This window comes from Nocardioides sp. BE266, assembly GCF_031457855.1.
In the GTDB taxonomy this organism is placed as follows: Bacteria; Actinomycetota; Actinomycetes; order Propionibacteriales; family Nocardioidaceae; genus Nocardioides.
Window position 1 is genome coordinate 267,626 of sequence record NZ_JAURTI010000005.1, and the last position, 15,236, is coordinate 282,861.

The 15,236-nt window shown below is 70.5% G+C and carries 14 protein-coding genes; 6 read left to right on the forward strand and 8 right to left on the reverse strand.

Features of this window, described 5'->3' with window-relative positions:
* Positions 1-40 precede the first annotated feature (40 nt).
* Together J2X46_RS16705 and J2X46_RS16710 are read left to right on the forward strand one after the other, a co-directional pair.
* Positions 41-1,489 carry a hypothetical protein gene (locus J2X46_RS16705; protein ID WP_310252521.1) on the forward strand — a complete coding sequence of 483 codons (1,449 nt, stop codon included), beginning with the start codon at positions 41-43 and terminating at the stop codon, positions 1,487-1,489.
* Between the two features lie 59 nt (positions 1,490-1,548).
* Entirely contained in the window at positions 1,549-3,072 is a 1,524-nt protein-coding gene (locus tag J2X46_RS16710; protein ID WP_310252523.1) for a UDP-N-acetylglucosamine 1-carboxyvinyltransferase, read from the forward strand.
* 43 nt (positions 3,073-3,115) lie between these two features.
* Here J2X46_RS16710 and J2X46_RS16715 read toward each other — a convergent pair whose 3' ends face one another.
* Positions 3,116-3,367 carry a zf-TFIIB domain-containing protein gene (locus J2X46_RS16715; RefSeq protein WP_310252525.1) on the reverse strand — a complete coding sequence of 84 codons (252 nt, stop codon included), beginning with the start codon at positions 3,365-3,367 and terminating at the stop codon, positions 3,116-3,118.
* 118 nt (positions 3,368-3,485) lie between these two features.
* On the opposite strand from J2X46_RS16715, the gene J2X46_RS16720 reads away from it, so the two are divergent.
* The 3 genes from J2X46_RS16720 (at position 3,486) to J2X46_RS16730 (ending at position 6,281) form a co-directional block, all read left to right on the forward strand.
* Entirely contained in the window at positions 3,486-4,307 is an 822-nt protein-coding gene (locus J2X46_RS16720; protein ID WP_310252527.1) for a glycerophosphodiester phosphodiesterase, read from the forward strand.
* On the forward strand, positions 4,304-5,662 hold the full coding sequence (locus J2X46_RS16725) for an MFS transporter (RefSeq protein ID WP_310252528.1): 1,359 nt from the start codon (positions 4,304-4,306) through the stop codon (positions 5,660-5,662). The genes J2X46_RS16720 and J2X46_RS16725 overlap by 4 nt, the downstream gene beginning before the upstream one ends.
* A gap of 238 nt (positions 5,663-5,900) precedes the next feature.
* Positions 5,901-6,281: an RNA polymerase-binding protein RbpA gene (locus J2X46_RS16730; RefSeq protein ID WP_129454004.1), complete on the forward strand. Its 381-nt coding sequence runs from the start codon at positions 5,901-5,903 to the stop codon at positions 6,279-6,281.
* Between the two features lie 20 nt (positions 6,282-6,301).
* Here J2X46_RS16730 and J2X46_RS16735 read toward each other — a convergent pair whose 3' ends face one another.
* The 7 genes from J2X46_RS16735 to J2X46_RS16765 form a co-directional block, all read right to left on the reverse strand.
* Positions 6,302-6,868, reverse strand: a complete 567-nt coding sequence (locus J2X46_RS16735) for an FxsA family protein (RefSeq protein ID WP_310252532.1) — start codon at positions 6,866-6,868, stop codon at positions 6,302-6,304.
* A 2-nt stretch (positions 6,869-6,870) separates the two neighbouring features.
* Positions 6,871-7,617, reverse strand: a complete 747-nt coding sequence (locus J2X46_RS16740) for a polyprenol monophosphomannose synthase (protein WP_397214860.1) — start codon at positions 7,615-7,617, stop codon at positions 6,871-6,873.
* The gene (gene lnt, locus J2X46_RS16745; protein WP_310252533.1) at positions 7,614-9,152 is read right to left on the reverse strand and encodes an apolipoprotein N-acyltransferase; all 1,539 of its coding nucleotides are present in this window, start codon (positions 9,150-9,152) and stop codon (positions 7,614-7,616) included. The genes J2X46_RS16740 and lnt overlap by 4 nt, the downstream gene beginning before the upstream one ends.
* Positions 9,153-9,578: 426 nt before the next feature.
* Positions 9,579-9,971 (reverse strand): hotdog domain-containing protein, encoded by a 393-nt coding sequence (locus J2X46_RS16750; protein WP_310252535.1) that lies wholly within the window; start codon positions 9,969-9,971, stop codon positions 9,579-9,581.
* Complete coding sequence (locus J2X46_RS16755) at positions 9,968-10,705, reverse strand: OAM dimerization domain-containing protein (RefSeq protein WP_310252538.1); 738 nt, start codon at positions 10,703-10,705, stop codon at positions 9,968-9,970. The genes J2X46_RS16750 and J2X46_RS16755 overlap by 4 nt, the downstream gene beginning before the upstream one ends.
* Complete coding sequence (locus tag J2X46_RS16760) at positions 10,702-12,351, reverse strand: lysine 5,6-aminomutase subunit alpha (protein ID WP_310252540.1); 1,650 nt, start codon at positions 12,349-12,351, stop codon at positions 10,702-10,704. Before J2X46_RS16760 ends, J2X46_RS16755 begins: the two co-directional genes overlap by 4 nt.
* Positions 12,351-13,406, reverse strand: a complete 1,056-nt coding sequence (locus tag J2X46_RS16765; protein WP_310252542.1) for an L-erythro-3,5-diaminohexanoate dehydrogenase — start codon at positions 13,404-13,406, stop codon at positions 12,351-12,353. Before J2X46_RS16765 ends, J2X46_RS16760 begins: the two co-directional genes overlap by 1 nt.
* Positions 13,407-13,552: 146 nt before the next feature.
* Between J2X46_RS16765 and J2X46_RS16770 the strand changes: the two genes are divergently transcribed.
* Positions 13,553-15,019 carry a lysine 2,3-aminomutase gene (locus J2X46_RS16770; RefSeq protein WP_310252544.1) on the forward strand — a complete coding sequence of 489 codons (1,467 nt, stop codon included), beginning with the start codon at positions 13,553-13,555 and terminating at the stop codon, positions 15,017-15,019.
* Positions 15,020-15,236 lie beyond the last annotated feature (217 nt).

Genomic DNA, 15,236 nt, shown 5'->3' on the forward strand with positions numbered 1-15,236 from the left:
GGCCGTGACGTACGACCTTCGGCCGTCGTTGACTGTCGATGTGATCCGACGCCTGACATCGCTCGTCCTCGCGCTCGTCCTCGCGCTCGCCGCAGCGTCCGTGGCTCCGGCCCAGGCGGCACCCGCCGCTGCCGACCAGGCCATCGACGTGCTGGTGATCGGCGACTCCTACTCCGCCGGCAACGGCGCCACCGGGACGGCGTACGGGCCCTCCGGGTGCTACCGCAACACCACGCACTGGAGCGAGAGGTACGCCTCCGGGTTGCGCAGCCAGGGCCACCCGGTGACGGTGGCCAACCACGCCTGCAGCGGCGGCCGCACGCCGGACGTGCACACCCCGCGACCGATGGACACCCAGACGGGCCGCACCACGGCTGCGCCCGCCGACGTGACGACCACCGACCAGGCCGACGCCCACCTCCGCAGCGCCGACCCCTGCAACACGCACGCCTTCCCGGCCGAGGAGTTCTGGACCTACCGGGCGACCTCCGTGTCGGGCGGCACGATCACCTACGACTGCACCCGCACCCTGCGCCCGCAGGCCGACTTCGTCACCGGCGGCACCGACCTCGTGGTCTTCACCATGGGTGGCAACGACGCAGGCTTCAGCACCATCGTCCAGGGCTGCTTCGTCTCGGTGACCCGTTCGGCGGCGGCCTGCCGGTCGGCGGTCGACACCGCTCGCGGCCTGATCCCCACGATCAGGCAGCGGCTCCTCGACGACGTCGCCGCGCTCCGGGCCCACGGCCTTCGCGAGGACGCGCGGATCGTCCAGCTCGGCTACCCCTGGCTGCAGGTCGACAACGGCTTCAGCCTCCCCGACCCCGCTGACCCGCTCACTCCCTACCCGGCCGGCGACGCCGTGCGCAGCCTCATCACCGACGCCACGGCAGCGCTCGCGACGGTCCCCGCCGCCGCCAACGTCGGCCACCCCGGCCAGATGACCTTCGTCGGAGGGGTCACGACGAAGTTCGCCGGGCACGAGCCGGACGCCCAGTCGACCAACCCTCAGACGTGGATCAACGAGGCGTTCAGCGGTGCCGACACCAACCTCTGGTACCACCCCAACGACCTCGGGCAGATCGCCTACTCCAAGCTCCTGCTCGCGGGTGGCACCTACGGCGCCGGGCCGTCCGCCCCACCGCCGTCCACCACGCCCGTGCCGACCACCCCGGCACCGATGACCGCGTCGCTCCGCGTGCGTGCCCCGCACCGACCGGTCACGCACGCCCGGCCCGTGGTGCTGCGGATCGCCGTGCGCCGCTCGGACCGCACCGCACCCGCCGGCAGCGTCGTCGTACGTCGCGCGGGGCACCACCGGATCCTCACGGCCAGGCGACTGCGAGCCGCTGCCGACGGGCGCCTCCGACTGCGCGTGCGTGGCCTCGACCCGGGCCGTGCGCGGCTCGTGGTGACGTACCGCGACCGGATCGCGCCTCTGGTCCGCGATCAGGTCGTGGTGCGGATCTCGGCCCGACCGGCGCGGTGACGAGGACCACCGCGGCGAGCCGGATGGCTTTATCTCATATTTGAGATACCGTGGTCGGCATGGCTGACTACAAGGGCCGCATCGGCAACCTCATCCGTGACGCGCGCAAGCACCGCGGCCTCACGCAACACCAGCTGGCCGACCTGCTCGGCACCAGCCAGAGCGCGATCAACCGCATCGAGAAGGGCCACCAGAACCTCTCCCTCGAGATGCTCGCGCGGATCGGCGCAGCCCTCGACTCCGAGATCGTCGCCCTCGGCGCCGGACCGACGCACCTGCGCGTCGACGGCCCCACCACGCTCTCCGGCTCGATCGACGTCAAGACGTCCAAGAACGCCGGCGTCGCCCTGCTCTGCGCGTCGCTGCTCAACAAGGGGCGTACGACGCTGCGCAAGGTCGCGCGCATCGAGGAGGTCAACCGACTGCTCGAGGTGCTCAACTCCCTGGGCGTGGCCACCCGCTGGGTCGGCGACGAGAACGACCTCGAGATCATCCCGCCGGCCGAGCTCAACCTCGCCGACATCGACGAGGGCGCGGCCCGCCGCACCCGCTCGGTGATCATGTTCCTCGGCCCGCTGCTGCACCGCGTCGATCAGTTCGAGCTCCCCTACGCCGGTGGCTGCAACCTCGGCGAGCGCACCGTCGAGCCGCACATGTCGGCCCTGCGTCCCTTCGGCCTCGAGGTCAAGGCGACCGACGGGGCCTACCACGCCAGCGTCAACCGGGCGATCGAGCCGGGCCGGCCGATCGTGCTGACCGAGCGGGGCGACACCGTCACCGAGAACGCCCTGATGGCCGCAGCCCTGCACCCGGGCACCACCGTCATCCGCAACGCCTCGTCCAACTACATGGTCCAGGACCTTTGCTTCTTCCTGCGCAAGCTCGGGGTCGGTGTCGAGGGCATCGGCACCACGACCCTCAAGGTGACGGGGAAGTCCTCCATCGACGTGGACGTCGACTACTCCCCCTCCGAGGACCCGATCGAGGCGATGTCGCTGCTCGCCGCCGCGATCGTGACCCGCTCCTCCATCACCATCCGCCGGGTGCCGATCGAGTTCCTCGAGATCGAGCTCGCGACCCTGGAGGAGATGGGCTTCCAGTACGACCGCTCCGAGGAGTACGTCGCCAACAACGGCGAGACCCGCCTGGTCGACCTCACCACCCACCCGTCCGACCTGGTCGCGCCGCTCGACAAGATCCACCCGATGCCGTTCCCCGGCCTCAACATCGACAACCTGCCGTTCTTCGCGGTCATCGCCGCCGTCGCCGACGGCCAGACCCTCCTGCACGACTGGGTCTACGAGAACCGCGCGATCTACCTCACCGAGCTCAACAAGCTCGGCGCGCAGGTCAAGCTCCTCGACCCGCACCGCGTGCTCGTCGAGGGCCCCACCCACTTCTCCGGCGCCGAGATCGTCTGCCCGCCCGCCCTCCGCCCCGCCGTGGTCCTCCTGATCGCGATGCTCGCCTCCAAGGGCCGCAGCGTGCTCCGCTCGACCTACGTCATCCACCGCGGCTACGAGGACCTCGCCGAGCGGCTGAACGAGCTCGGCGCGAACATCGAGACCTTCAGAGACATCTGAGGGCTTCCCCGCTGGTTGAGCAGCGGGCCCGCTCAGCACCGGCTCAGTTGAAGAGGGTCTCGACCCACGCCCGCGAGACCTTGCCGACGGCGGGCGGGGCGGTCATGTCGGCGGTGATGCGGGGCATGGGCGCGGTGTGCTGGCCGGCGTTGCGGTGCCAGTCGTTCTCGGCCTCGACGAGCAGGCCGAGGTCGGCGCGGGAGAGGAACACCCCATGGCCCTCGGGACACTGGTTGACGGTGGCCTCACCGAGGTTCCGCTCGTCCATCTGGGCGCCACATCGGGGACACGTCATGCTCTCCATCCCCTGAAGGTACTCCGCGCACCCATACTTCTCCCGTGAACACACCCCACGGCGTTCTCGTCTTCCCCCGCTTCGCTCCTCCAGCCGACAACGCCGCAGGGACCCCGAGATGACCGCGCCGCGCCCCACCAGATCGGGCTACCTCGACCAGCCACTCCCCCTCGCGTTCGCCCACCGGGGCGGTGCCTACCACCCCGACATCGAGGGGCTCGAGAACACGTTGGTGGCCTTCGGGCACGCCGTGGAGCTCGGCTACACCTACCTCGAGACCGACGTCCACGTGACCAGCGACGGCGTGCTGCTGGCCTTCCACGACACGGTGCTGGACCGCGTCACCGACCGCACGGGCAGCATCGCCGAGAGCACGTGGGCGGAGGTCCAGGAGGCCCTCATCGGCGGTCAGGAGCGGGTGCCGACGCTGGCGGCGCTGTTCGACGCCTTCCCCACCGCCCGTTTCAACATCGACCTCAAGTCGGAGGGCGCCGTCGAGGCGCTCGCCGCCTTCGTCGAGGAGCGGGAGGCGTGGGACCGGGTGCTGGTCGGCTCGTTCTCGGGTCGTCGCATGGCGGCGTTCCGGCGTCGTACGGGCGGGCGGGTCGCAACGTCCGCGGTGCCGCTCGAGGTGGTCGCCTTCGTCCTCTCCCCCAGCGGCCGGCTGGCGCGCTTGCTGACGCGCGGACGCCCGGTCGCGCTGCAGATCCCCCACAAGCAGGGCGCTCTCACGGTGGCGTCGCGCTCGCTCGTACGACGTGCGCACTCCGCAGGCCTGCAGGTGCACGTCTGGACCATCGACGACCCAAATGAGATGAACGCCCTCCTGGACCGTGGTGTCGACGGCATCATGACCGATCGCACGGACATACTCAGGGACGTGCTCCGCGCCCGCGGACAGTGGAACGGCGCCGACGGCAGCCGGGAAGGTGAGTCATGAGCGCTACTGACGGCATCGCGAACCTGAAGCCGCTGGCGCAGGCCAAGGAGCAGAAGGCCTGGTACTGGTACGACTGGGCCAACAGCGCGTACGTCACCACGGTCGGCACCGTGCTCTTCGCGCCCTACATCATCGCGATCGCCAAGGAAGCCGCGGTCGACAACCGGATCTCGCTGCTCGGCATCTCGGTGGCACCGGGCTCGCTCCCGTCCTACCTCGTCACGATCTCCACCATCTTCTCGGCGATCGTGCTGCCGCTGATGGGCCCTGTCGCCGACCGGACGGCCAACAAGAAGCGCCTGCTCGCGATCTTCGCCTGGCTCGGCGCGCTGTCCGGGTCGCTGATCTTCTTCGCGACCGGCGACAACTGGCAGATCGGCGCGGTCGGCTTCTTCCTCGCCAACATCTTCCTCGGCGCCTCACTCGTCGTGAACGACTCGATCCTGCCGCTGATCTCCGACGAGGAGAACCGCGACCGGGTCTCCTCGCGCGGCTGGGCCTGGGGCTACCTCGGCGGTGGCCTGCTCCTCGCGGTGAACCTGGCCCTCGTGACGCTGCTGCCGTTCGGCCTGGAGAAGGGTGAGGCCGCGCGGATCAGCATGCTCTCGGCCTGCATCTGGTGGGCGGCGTTCACGCTCATCCCCTTCTTCCGGCTCAACGACCACGAGCCGGTCGCGCTCGCCGAGAGCGACGGCGGCAAGCAGGGCATCTTCGCCGAGAGCTTCGGTCAGCTGGCCAAGACGCTGCGCGAGCTCCCGAAGTACCCCGTTGCGCTGAACTTCCTGCTGGCCTACCTGTTCTTCAACGACGGCATCCAGACCGTCATCGCCTCCGCGTCGACCTACGGCTCGGAGGAGCTGGGCTTCGGCGACTCGGTCCTGATCGGCACGATCCTGCTCGTCCAGTTCGTCGCCTTCGGCGGCGCGCTGGTCTTCGGCCGGCTGGCCAAGCGGTTCGGCGCCAAGCACACGATCCTGGGCGGGCTGGCGATCTGGATGGTGATCGTCACCGCGGCGCTGTTCCTGCCCGAGAAAGGCCTGGTGCCGTTCCTGGTCCTCGGCGTCGCGATCGGCATCGTGCTCGGCGGCACCCAGGCGCTGGCCCGGTCGTACTTCTCGCTGCTGATCCCCCGCGGCAAGGAAGCCGAGTACTTCAGCTTCTACCACGCGATGGATCGCGGTACGTCGTGGTTCGGCACGCTCGTCTTCGGCGTGGTCTACCAGATGACCGACTCCTACCGGCCGGCCATCTTCGCGCTGATCATCTTCTTCGTGCTCGGCGGCCTGCTGCTCATGCGGGTCGACACCGCCAAGGGAATCCGCGACGCCGGCAACGACGTACCAGCCGTCATCTGACCCGTTCCGGGGCCGTGACCTCGGTGGACTGCACCCCTGGGGGTGAAGTTCGTCTCGCCTGAGCGTGGATTCCCGGGTCACGAATCCGCGGAATGTGGGGCGCCCCGCTACCGTTGAAGGATCACAGGGGATGGGCCGCGTCGTCACGAGCGGCGTCACGAACTCGGTTCTGGCCCGTCTCACCTACAACCCGGTACACAACGCAACGGGGTCAGCAACCCAACTGGAGGTGGGCACGGTGGCGGAGCGCACACTGCGTGGCGCGAGGCTCGGCGGCCAGAGTTTTGAGGACGAGCGCGGCATCGAGTTCGCGGCTCGTCAGCAGGTCGGATATCGATGCAAGCAAGGACATGACTTCGAGGTCACGATGTCGGTCGAGGCCGACATCCCGGCCGTGTGGGAGTGCCCCCGGTGTGGGGCCGAGGCGCTGAGCACGGCGGGCATCCTGCCCGAGGAGAAGGTCGAGAAGCCGGCGCGCACGCACTGGGACATGCTCCTGGAGCGTCGCTCCGAGAAGGAGCTCGAGGACATCCTCAAGGAGCGACTCGAGCTGCTCCGCGGCGGCGAGATCGGCCCCGCGCACCTGCACCGCGCCAACAAGAAGAAGCGCGTCTCCTGACGCTCTGACTCAGTCGAGCTTCACTCGACCACGTCGCCTCGGACCACGGGCCCTCCGGCCTCCGGTCCGGGGCGTCGTCCATTTCCGGGCCCGAAGCCGGGCCCGAAGCCCGGCCCGAAGCCGGATCCGCCGGCGCCGAACTGCGCCGCACCCGGTACGACGACGAGCCGGCGCTCCACGACCGTGGTGAGCAGCCGCCGGGCGACCGGTCGTGTGAAGGGCAGGATCAGCAGGATCCCGACCGCGTCGAGCAGGAAGCCCGGGCTGAGCATCAGCGTGCCACCGATGAGGATCAGCGCACCGTCGGCGAGCTCGCGCGCCGGCATCCGGCCACCCTGGAGGGCCTCCCTGAGGGCACGCCACGCGCGGCCGCCCTCGCGCTTGATCAGCCAGGCGCCGATCATGCTGTCGAGCACCAGCAGGAGGATGGTCCACCACGGGCCGACCAGCTGGCCGACCTGGAGGATCGCCCAGATCTCGGCGAGCGGGATGACGACGAACGCCGCCGCCAGCACGGGGCGTACCCACCCGCGACGGCGCCGGCGGGTCGTGCGCGGGGACCTCGGCTGGGGGTGGGGCTGGGACACGGCTACCTCCGGCGACGGCGCAGCTGCGCGCGACGCTCGGCCAGTCCCCAGCGGGTGATCAGCTGGAGGGACTCGCGCGCGACCTGGCCGCTCATCTTGGAGTCACCGCGCTCGCGCTCGATGAACTCGATGGGCACCTCGGTCAGCCGCAGCCCGTGGTTGAGCGTGCGGTAGGCGAGGTCGGTCTGGAACACGTATCCAGTAGACCTCACGGTGCCAAGGTCGATCTTCTCGAGCGTGGTCCGGCGGAACAGGCGGTAGCCGGCGGTCGCGTCCTTGACCCTGATGCCGAGGAGCAGCCGGACGTAGAGGTTGCCGCCGCGCGAGAGCGCCAGGCGCAGCACGGGCCAGTTCACGACCGAGCCGCCGGGGACGTAGCGCGAGCCGATGACCAGGTCGGCGGAGCGGAGCGCGTCGAGCAGGCGGTGCAGCTGCTCGGGCTGGTGGGAGCCGTCGGCGTCCATCTCGCCGATCACGTCGTAGCCCGCGGCGAGCGCGACGTCGAAGCCATGGAGGTAGGCCGCGCCGAGGCCCGCCTTCTCCGTGCGGTGCACGACGTTGATCGCCTCGTCGTCGGCCGCGAGGCGGTCGGCGATGGCGCCGGTGCCGTCGGGGCTGTTGTCGTCGACGATCAGCACGTCGACGCCCGGCTGGGCGGCGCGGAGCCGGCCGACGATCCACTCGATGTTCTCGGACTCGTTGTAGGTCGGGATGACCATGACGACACGGCCGAGGCCTTCGACACTCACGCGGTGATACCTCGCTCCACAGGCTGCGGCGACGGGCGGTCGCTCCGTCGGCGACGACGATAGGTCACGAGCACGAGCACCGTGTGACAGACGAGGAACACCAGCGTGAACCGCGCGGGCCAGAGGCCCGCCCGCACGGCCGGGGTCAGCGTGGTGCTGAGGCCGACCTCCTCGACGAGCACGTCCTGCTCGCGCCGGGGCACCGAGGCCACCACGTGACCGTCGGGGCCGACGACGCCGGAGATGCCGTTGATCGCGGCCACGACCACCCAGCGCCCGGTCTCCTGGGCGCGCAGCCGGCTGATCTCGAACTGCTGGTCGAGCTGGGCCGTGCGGCTGAACATCGCGTTGCTCGTCTGCACGGTGACCAGCTGCGCGCCGCGGGCGACCTGACCGCCGATGCCGTCGTCGTACGCCACGTCGAAGCAGATCGCGTCGGCGAGCCTCACGCCGGCGACGGTGATCGGTTCCAGGCTCGTCCCCCGGACCATGTCGCGCGGCACCTCGGTGAGCCGGCCGTAGGTCGAGGGCATCCAGCTGACGTCGCGGAAGGGGATGTACTCCCCGTAGGGCACGGGGTGGCGCTTGGTGTAGCGGTCGGCCCCGCCGGTGCCGGGCTGGTAGACGATGCCCTGGTTGAGCACCTCGGTGTCGTCGAGCGGGTTGGTGTTGGTCCCGCCGACGATGATCGGGACGTCGATGGCGTCGGACGCGGCGACGATCCCGGCGTGCACGCCCGCGTCGAGGAACGGGTCGACGGCCGTGGAGTTCTCCGGCCACACGACGAAGTCGGGGCGTGGCGTCTCCCCCGCGTCGACCGACGCAGCCAGGTCCTCGGTGAGGCGCACGTGGTTGGCGGTCACCTCGCGGTGCACGGCGGGCACGTTGAGCCCGGTGCCCGGCACGTCACCCTGCACCGCGGCGACCGTGGCCGTGCCGTCCTGGCTGATCGGGTACGCCACCACAGCGGGCGCCAGCGACGCGGCAACCAGGCCTCCGACGCCGGCGACGACCCGGCGTGAGGGGCGAGGACGCTCGAGGAGCAGCCACGCGAGCGTCGTACCGCTGAGGGCGACGAGCATGCTGACGCCGGTCATCCCGACCCACGGCAGGGCGTCGCCCCACGGGGTGCCGGCGGTCGCGTAGGCGAGCCGGCCGAACGGCATCCCGCTGAACGGCCAGCCGCTGCGCCACGTCTCGACGCCGACCCACCACAGCGCCGTCCACAGCGGCCACAGGCGGTGTCGCATGCTCCACGACAGCCCGAGTCCCAGCGGGACGAAGAACGCCGTCTCCATGGCGCACATCGCGATCCAGGCGTCCGTGCCCACCGAGCGCATCCACACCATGACGGCGTAGGTGAACGTGAAGCCGAAGAGCAGGCTGGGCAACCAGGCCCGGCCCGGCCGCAGGCCGCGCACGGAGACGACGAGCGCGGCGATCGCCGGCGGCATCAGCCAGGCGAAGCCGATCGGCTCGAAGGCAGCCGCCAGCACGAGTCCGCCGACGAGGGCGAGGAGGCAGCGCAGCGGCACGGACAGACCGTAGCCGACGGCTGCTCACGACATGGAGAGCCTGCAGCGGTGCGGGAGGGACGAGGGGGCTTCGGACCAACACACGACCGCCTGGCTGACGATCGCACGAAGTTGTCTAGCGCCCCGAGGTCCCTCCCGCATCCAGCCACCGCGGGGCACCATCGACGGGTCGCCGAACGGTGGGCATCGCTGGCTTCGCGACCCACACGTCGAGCTCCCCTCTGCCGAACGCGCCACCCGCGGGCTGCACAGGCGGACCCGGGAACCCTCCCTCCCGAGCGCGGTGCTGTCAACACGCTCCTGACCTGCATGGACGCGCGTTCATGCAGGTCAACGGGCTGCACTTCGGTTGAAAGTCGTCGGACAAAAATTGCAGGCCCTCGGCGTGTCGTTGCAGACACGCCGGAGGCCCGTGCGGGCGGTGCCCTAACGGGGAGGTACGACGACCGTCCCGGTCGCCGTCGTCGCCACGACCGGCGGGTCGAGGACCTCGGCCGCGCCGGGCGCCTCGGCGGTCGGGGCACCGCGGCCGACGACCTGGACGGCGAAGTCCATCACCCGGCTGCGGGTGCCCTCCCGGACCAGCGTCGCGGTGATCTCCAGGACGTCGCCGGCCCGCACCGGGGCCTTGAACTGGACGTCGGAGTAGGACGCGAAGAGGCCCTCGTCGCCGTCGAGGAGGATGCACATCTCGGTGGCCACGTCGCCGAACAGGCCGAGGCTGTAGGCGCCGTCGACGAGGTTGCCGGCGTAGTGGGCGTGGGAGTACGGCACGTAGCGGCGGTGGGTGACCACGGTGCCGGTGCGATCCTGCGTCATGAGGCGGTCCTGTTCGTGAGTCGGTGGACGATGAACGAGGCGACCTCGCCCGGCGTCGTACCCCTGGTGAAGACGCGGTCCACGCCGAGCTCGTCGGCCATCGTCTCGTCGAAGCGCGGACCGCCGACGACCAGCAGCGGTCGCTTGGCGGCCGGGTAGGCCTCGCGGAAGGCCGCGGACATCTCGCGCGTGTTGAGCAGGTGGGCGTCGCGCTGGGTGACGACCTGCGAGACGAGGACGGCGTCGGCCTTCTCCGTAGCTGCCGCCTCGACGAGCTGGGGCACGGAGACCTGGGCGCCGAGGTTCACGACCTTGAGCTCGCGGTAGTACTCCAGGCCCTTCTCCCCCGCGAAGCCCTTGATGTTGAGGATCGCGTCGATGCCGACGGTGTGCGCGTCGGTGCCGATGCAGCCGCCGACGACCACGAGGCGGCGACGCATGGAGCGCTTGATCGCGGCGTTGGCCTCCTTGGGCGTGAGGAGGGGGTAGTCGCGCTCGACGACCTCGACGGTGCTGGGGTCGACGAGGTGGTTGACCCGGCCGTAGACGACGAAGAAGGTGAAGCCCTCCCCCATCGGCTTGGCGTGGACGACGAGCGCGGGGTCCATGCCCATCTTGTTGGCCAGCTGCACCGCGGCGCCCTCGGCCACCTTGGAGTGCTCGATCGGCAGGGTGAAGGACAGCTGCACCATGCCGTCGCCGGTGGTGTCGCCGTAGGGGCGGATCAGTGTCATCGCTTCGCTCCTCGGTTTCGAGACGCTCGCTGCGCTCGCTCCTCAACCAACGGAGATTCGAGGATCTCGGTGGCCGGGTTGTAGTAGCCGGCGGCCTTGCGGGCGACGCCGTCGAGGCCCTTGCCCTTGTCGGCGGGCCGCTTCATCAGGCCGAAGGTGCCGTCGGCGATCGCGGAGAGCAGCGGCGGCTCACCGGGAACGCTGCGGTCGGCCTTGATCTCCTCGAGCAGGCCGATCGCCTCGCCGAGCACCTCGCGCGCACGGTTGGCGATGAAGCCGTCCGGGGCGGGGCGGAAGTCCTCGTGGAGCTTGCCGGCCGCGTTCATGACGTAGCGGACGTTCTGCAGCGCGAGGTCACGGTCGGAGATCCACGGCGTCACCACGGCCTCGGTCATCATGCCGACGAGCAGGATGCCCTGCCCGGTGAGGGCGCCGACCAGGTTGAAGAAGCCGTCGAGGAGGTAGCCCTTGAAGATGTCGCCGGTCATGTGACGCGTCGGCGGCATCCACTTCAGCGGTGCGTCGGGGAACAGCTCGCGGGCGAGCATCGCGTGGGCCAGCTCGAGGCGGAAGGAGTCCTCCACCTCCGGGTCGATCTCGAACGCGTGACCCAGGCCGAGCTGCCAGTCCTCGAGCCCGGCCTCCTTGGCGAAGTACTCGTTCAGCAGCTGGCTCGTGGTGACCGTGTGGGCGGCCTCGATCGCGTCGGCGGTGGTGAGGTAGTTGTCCTCGCCGGTGTTGATGATGATGCCGGCGCGCGCGTGGATCTGGCGGCTGAAGCGCTGGTCCACGAAGGTGCGGATCGGGTTGATGTCGCGGAAGAGGATGCCGTACATCGAGTCGTTGAGCATCATGTCGAGCCGCTCGAGGCCGGCCAGCGTCGCGATCTCCGGCATGCAGAGGCCGGAGGCGTAGTTGGTCAGCCGGACGTAGCGGCCGAGCTCCTTCGACGTCTCGTCGAGCGCCGCGCGCATCAGGCGGAAGTTCTCCTGGGTGGCGTAGGTGCCGGCGAAGCCCTCGCGGGTCGCGCCCTCGGGCACGAAGTCGAGCAGCGACTGGCCGGTCGAGCGGATCACCGCGATGACGTCGGCGCCCTCGCGGGCCGCGGCCTGGGCCTGCGGGATGTCCTCGTGGATGTCGCCGGTGGCCACGATGAGGTAGATCCACGGCTTGCTCGGCGCGTCGCCGACCTTCGCGACCATCTTCTCGCGCGCGACGCGCTGGCGGTCGATCTGCTTGATGCCGGCGGCGACGGCCTTGCGGGACGCAGCAGCCGCGCGGGTGGCATCCTTGCCCTCGGGGACCCGGAACGTCACCGAGCCGGCCGCGGCCTTCTGCGCGAGCGTCAGCAGGTCGTCGCCCTCACCCCGGAGCAGCGCGTCCCACACCGGGAGGCTGACGCCGTGCTCGAGCCCGACGTCGGCTCGTACGGCGTCGGCGAGCCGGTTGACCCACGGAGTGCCGTCGGGGTCGGCGCCGCCGAGGCCGGCCAGGCGCAGCGTGGCCCGCTCGACGCTGACGGTGGTGTGCTGGGTGGCGAGGTCGACGATCGGCTTGCCGACCTGGCGCGCGAGCGTGCGGGCGCGGCGGACCTCGGCCCGGTCGATGCCGAGCTGGCTCTTCGCCTTGTTGACTGCGGTCGCCATCAGAGCCTCCGCTCGAAGAGCCCGCGCACGCCGGCGTCGGCGCGCAGCAGCTCCATGGCATAGGCCGCGTGGCCGGGGACGTAGCCGTTGCCGACGAGCATCCGGACGTCGGCGGCCAGGCCCTCGGCGCCGAGCGCCGCGGCGCTGAAGCTGGTGGCCATCGAGAAGAAGATGACGGTGCCGCCCTCGGCGGTGGCGAGGATCGCGCCGCCCTCGCAGCCGGGGACGTCGACGCACACGACGGTGACGTCGGCCGGACCGCCGGCGGCCGTGACGGCATCGCGCAGCGCGATCGGGTCCCGCGCGTCGGCGATGGTGACAGCGTCCGCGATGCCCGCTCCGGTGAGCAGGTCGTGCTCACCCTGGTGAGGTACGACGCCGATGGTGCGCGCCGCGCCGGCCTCACGGGCGGCGGCGAGGCTGAGGGAGCCGGACTTGCCCGCACCACCGATGACGGCGACCACCGGCTCCTTGCCGCGGGCGACGTACTCCCGCACGACGCGGGCGGTCAGCGCGGGCGCGCCACACACGTCCATCACGCTGAGCGAGAGGGCGGGGTCGAGGTCGTCGGGGATGACCGCGGCGATGGAGCGACCGAAGAGCACGGCGTGGCCGTCGCACGGGACCTGCTCACTGCGGCCGTCCCACTCGGCGAGGCCGTCCTCGATGACGAGCGGGGTCAGCGTGAGGCTCACCAGGGTGGCGACGCGGTCGCCGACCTGGAGCCCGAGCGGCGACTGGGGGCCGACCTCCTCGACGGTGCCGACGAGCATGCCGCCGGAGCCGGTCTCGGGGTTCTGCATCTTGCCGCGGGTGGCGACGATGTCGAGCACCTCGGCACGGACGGCGTCGCCGTCGTGGTCGTGCTTGCCCTCGAGCTGGCGGAAGGACGCGGCGTCGAGGTTGAGCCGCTCGACGCGCACGCGCACCTCGTCGGGCCAGAGCTCGGCGCGGGTGTCGAGGCGCTGGGCGGCCTGGGGCAGGACGGTGCGGTCGTCCAGGACGCGGTGCAGGCCGGTGGGATCACCGGTCCGGATGTCCGTGTGGGTGGTCAATTCGGGCCATCCTTCTTGTTGCACGCTCTTGAGCCGTAAATCTTCCGGCGCGCCATTGGACTCGCCGGACGTTCTCCGCGTACTCTTCCAGATGTGTCGCCGCACACACAACCGGCGCGCCGTCACGCGAGCTTCAAGGAGACCTCATGAGCATCGAGACCGCCATCTCACTGGGAGGGGCACTCGACACCGGCCAGCCCTACCCCTACCAGCGGGTCGAGCTCGTCGAGCCCGACTGGACGCGCTTCCCCGGGTGGGCCGACGTCACCGCGGCCGACTGGGCCTCCGTGCAGTGGCAGCGTGCCCACTGCATCAAGAACGTCAAGCAGCTGCGTGAGCTGATGGGCGACCTGCTCGACGAGCGCTTCTACGCCGACCTCGAGCGCGACCAGGCCGAGCGGGCCACGATGTCGATGCTCGTGCCGCCGCAGATGATGAACACGATGGTCCCGACGGTCTCCCCCGCCGGCGCCGGTTCGCTCACCGAGGCGTTCTACGCCGACCCGGTGCGCCACTACATGATCCCGGTCTTCAGCGACCGTCGCACCGACTGGCCCTCGCACCCGCACGCGACCCGCGACTCGCTGCACGAGCACGACATGTGGGCCACGGAGGGCCTCACCCACCGCTACCCGACCAAGGTGCTCGCCGAGCTGCTGCCGACGTGCCCGCAGTACTGCGGCCACTGCACCCGCATGGACCTCGTCGGCAACTCGACGCCGGTCATCGACAAGCTGAAGTTCGCCGGCAAGCCCAACGACCGGATCGGCGACATGATCGCCTACCTCCAGCGCACCCCGTCCGTGCGCGACGTGGTCGTCTCCGGTGGCGACGTGGCCAACATGCCGTGGCCCCGCCTCGAGGCGTTCCTGATGTCGGTGCTCGAGGTCGAGAACATCCGCGACATCCGCCTCGCCACGAAGGCCCTCATCGGCCTCCCCCAGCACTGGCTGCAGCCCGAGGTCGTCGAGGGCGTCTCGCGCGTCGCCGCCGTCGCCCGCTCGCGCGGCGTCTCGCTCGCGATGCACACCCACGCCAACCACGCGAACTCCGTCACGCCGATCGTCGCCGAGGCCTCGCGCGCGATGCTCGACGCCGGCCTGCGCGACGTACGCAACCAGGGGGTGCTGCTCAACGGCGTCAACGCCGACCCGCACGCGCTCCTCGACCTGTGCTTCCGCCTGCTCGACGGCGCGCAGATCATGCCCTACTACTTCTACATGTGCGACATGATCCCGTTCTCGGAGCACTGGCGGGTCTCGCTCGCCGACGCGCAGCGCCTGCAGCACCACATCATGGGCTACCTGCCGGGCTTCGCGACGCCGCGCATCGTGTGCGACGTGCCCTTCGTCGGCAAGCGCTGGGTCCACCAGAACGCCGACTACGACACCGAGCACGGCATCTCCTACTGGACCAAGAACTACCGCACCTCGATCGAGGCCGACGACGCCGAGGCGCTGTCGCGCTACTACGAGTACTACGACCCGATCCACACCCTCCCCGCCGCCGGCCAGCAGTGGTGGGAGCAGCACGGCCGCCTCGACGAGGCCTCCCTCAAGGCCGCCGAGATGGCCGAGGCCTCTCGTCGTACGGCTGCCCTCCAGGCCTACTGAGCCGCTGTCTAGATCAGTGATCCCCGGCTGACCGGGGATCGCTGAACTTGTCGGCCCCTGCACGGCCTGACAAGTTCAGCGATGGCCTGACAACTAGGGTGTCCACCCGCTGTTGATGTTCCACCAGGTCTCCACAGGCGCGCGTTTCGGGCCCTCGTCCACAGGCAGTTGGTACGCGGCTCGCGACAGGCCACCAGAGGCGGCCACCGTGGACCCC

Bases quoted from the DNA above. Each gene is read 5' to 3' on its own strand.
- J2X46_RS16715 (WP_310252525.1), bottom strand. From the start codon at position 3,367: ATGACGTGTCCCCGATGTGGCGCCCAGATGGACGAGCGGAACCTCGGT.
- J2X46_RS16725 (WP_310252528.1), top strand. From the start codon at position 4,304: ATGAGCGCTACTGACGGCATCGCGAACCTGAAGCCGCTGGCGCAGGCC.
- J2X46_RS16750 (WP_310252535.1), bottom strand. From the start codon at position 9,971: ATGACGCAGGATCGCACCGGCACCGTGGTCACCCACCGCCGCTACGTG.
- J2X46_RS16760 (WP_310252540.1), bottom strand. From the start codon at position 12,351: ATGGCGACCGCAGTCAACAAGGCGAAGAGCCAGCTCGGCATCGACCGG.
- J2X46_RS16770 (WP_310252544.1), top strand. From the start codon at position 13,553: ATGAGCATCGAGACCGCCATCTCACTGGGAGGGGCACTCGACACCGGC.
- J2X46_RS16755 (WP_310252538.1), bottom strand. From the start codon at position 10,705: ATGACACTGATCCGCCCCTACGGCGACACCACCGGCGACGGCATGGTG.
- J2X46_RS16720 (WP_310252527.1), top strand. From the start codon at position 3,486: ATGACCGCGCCGCGCCCCACCAGATCGGGCTACCTCGACCAGCCACTC.
- J2X46_RS16710 (WP_310252523.1), top strand. From the start codon at position 1,549: ATGGCTGACTACAAGGGCCGCATCGGCAACCTCATCCGTGACGCGCGC.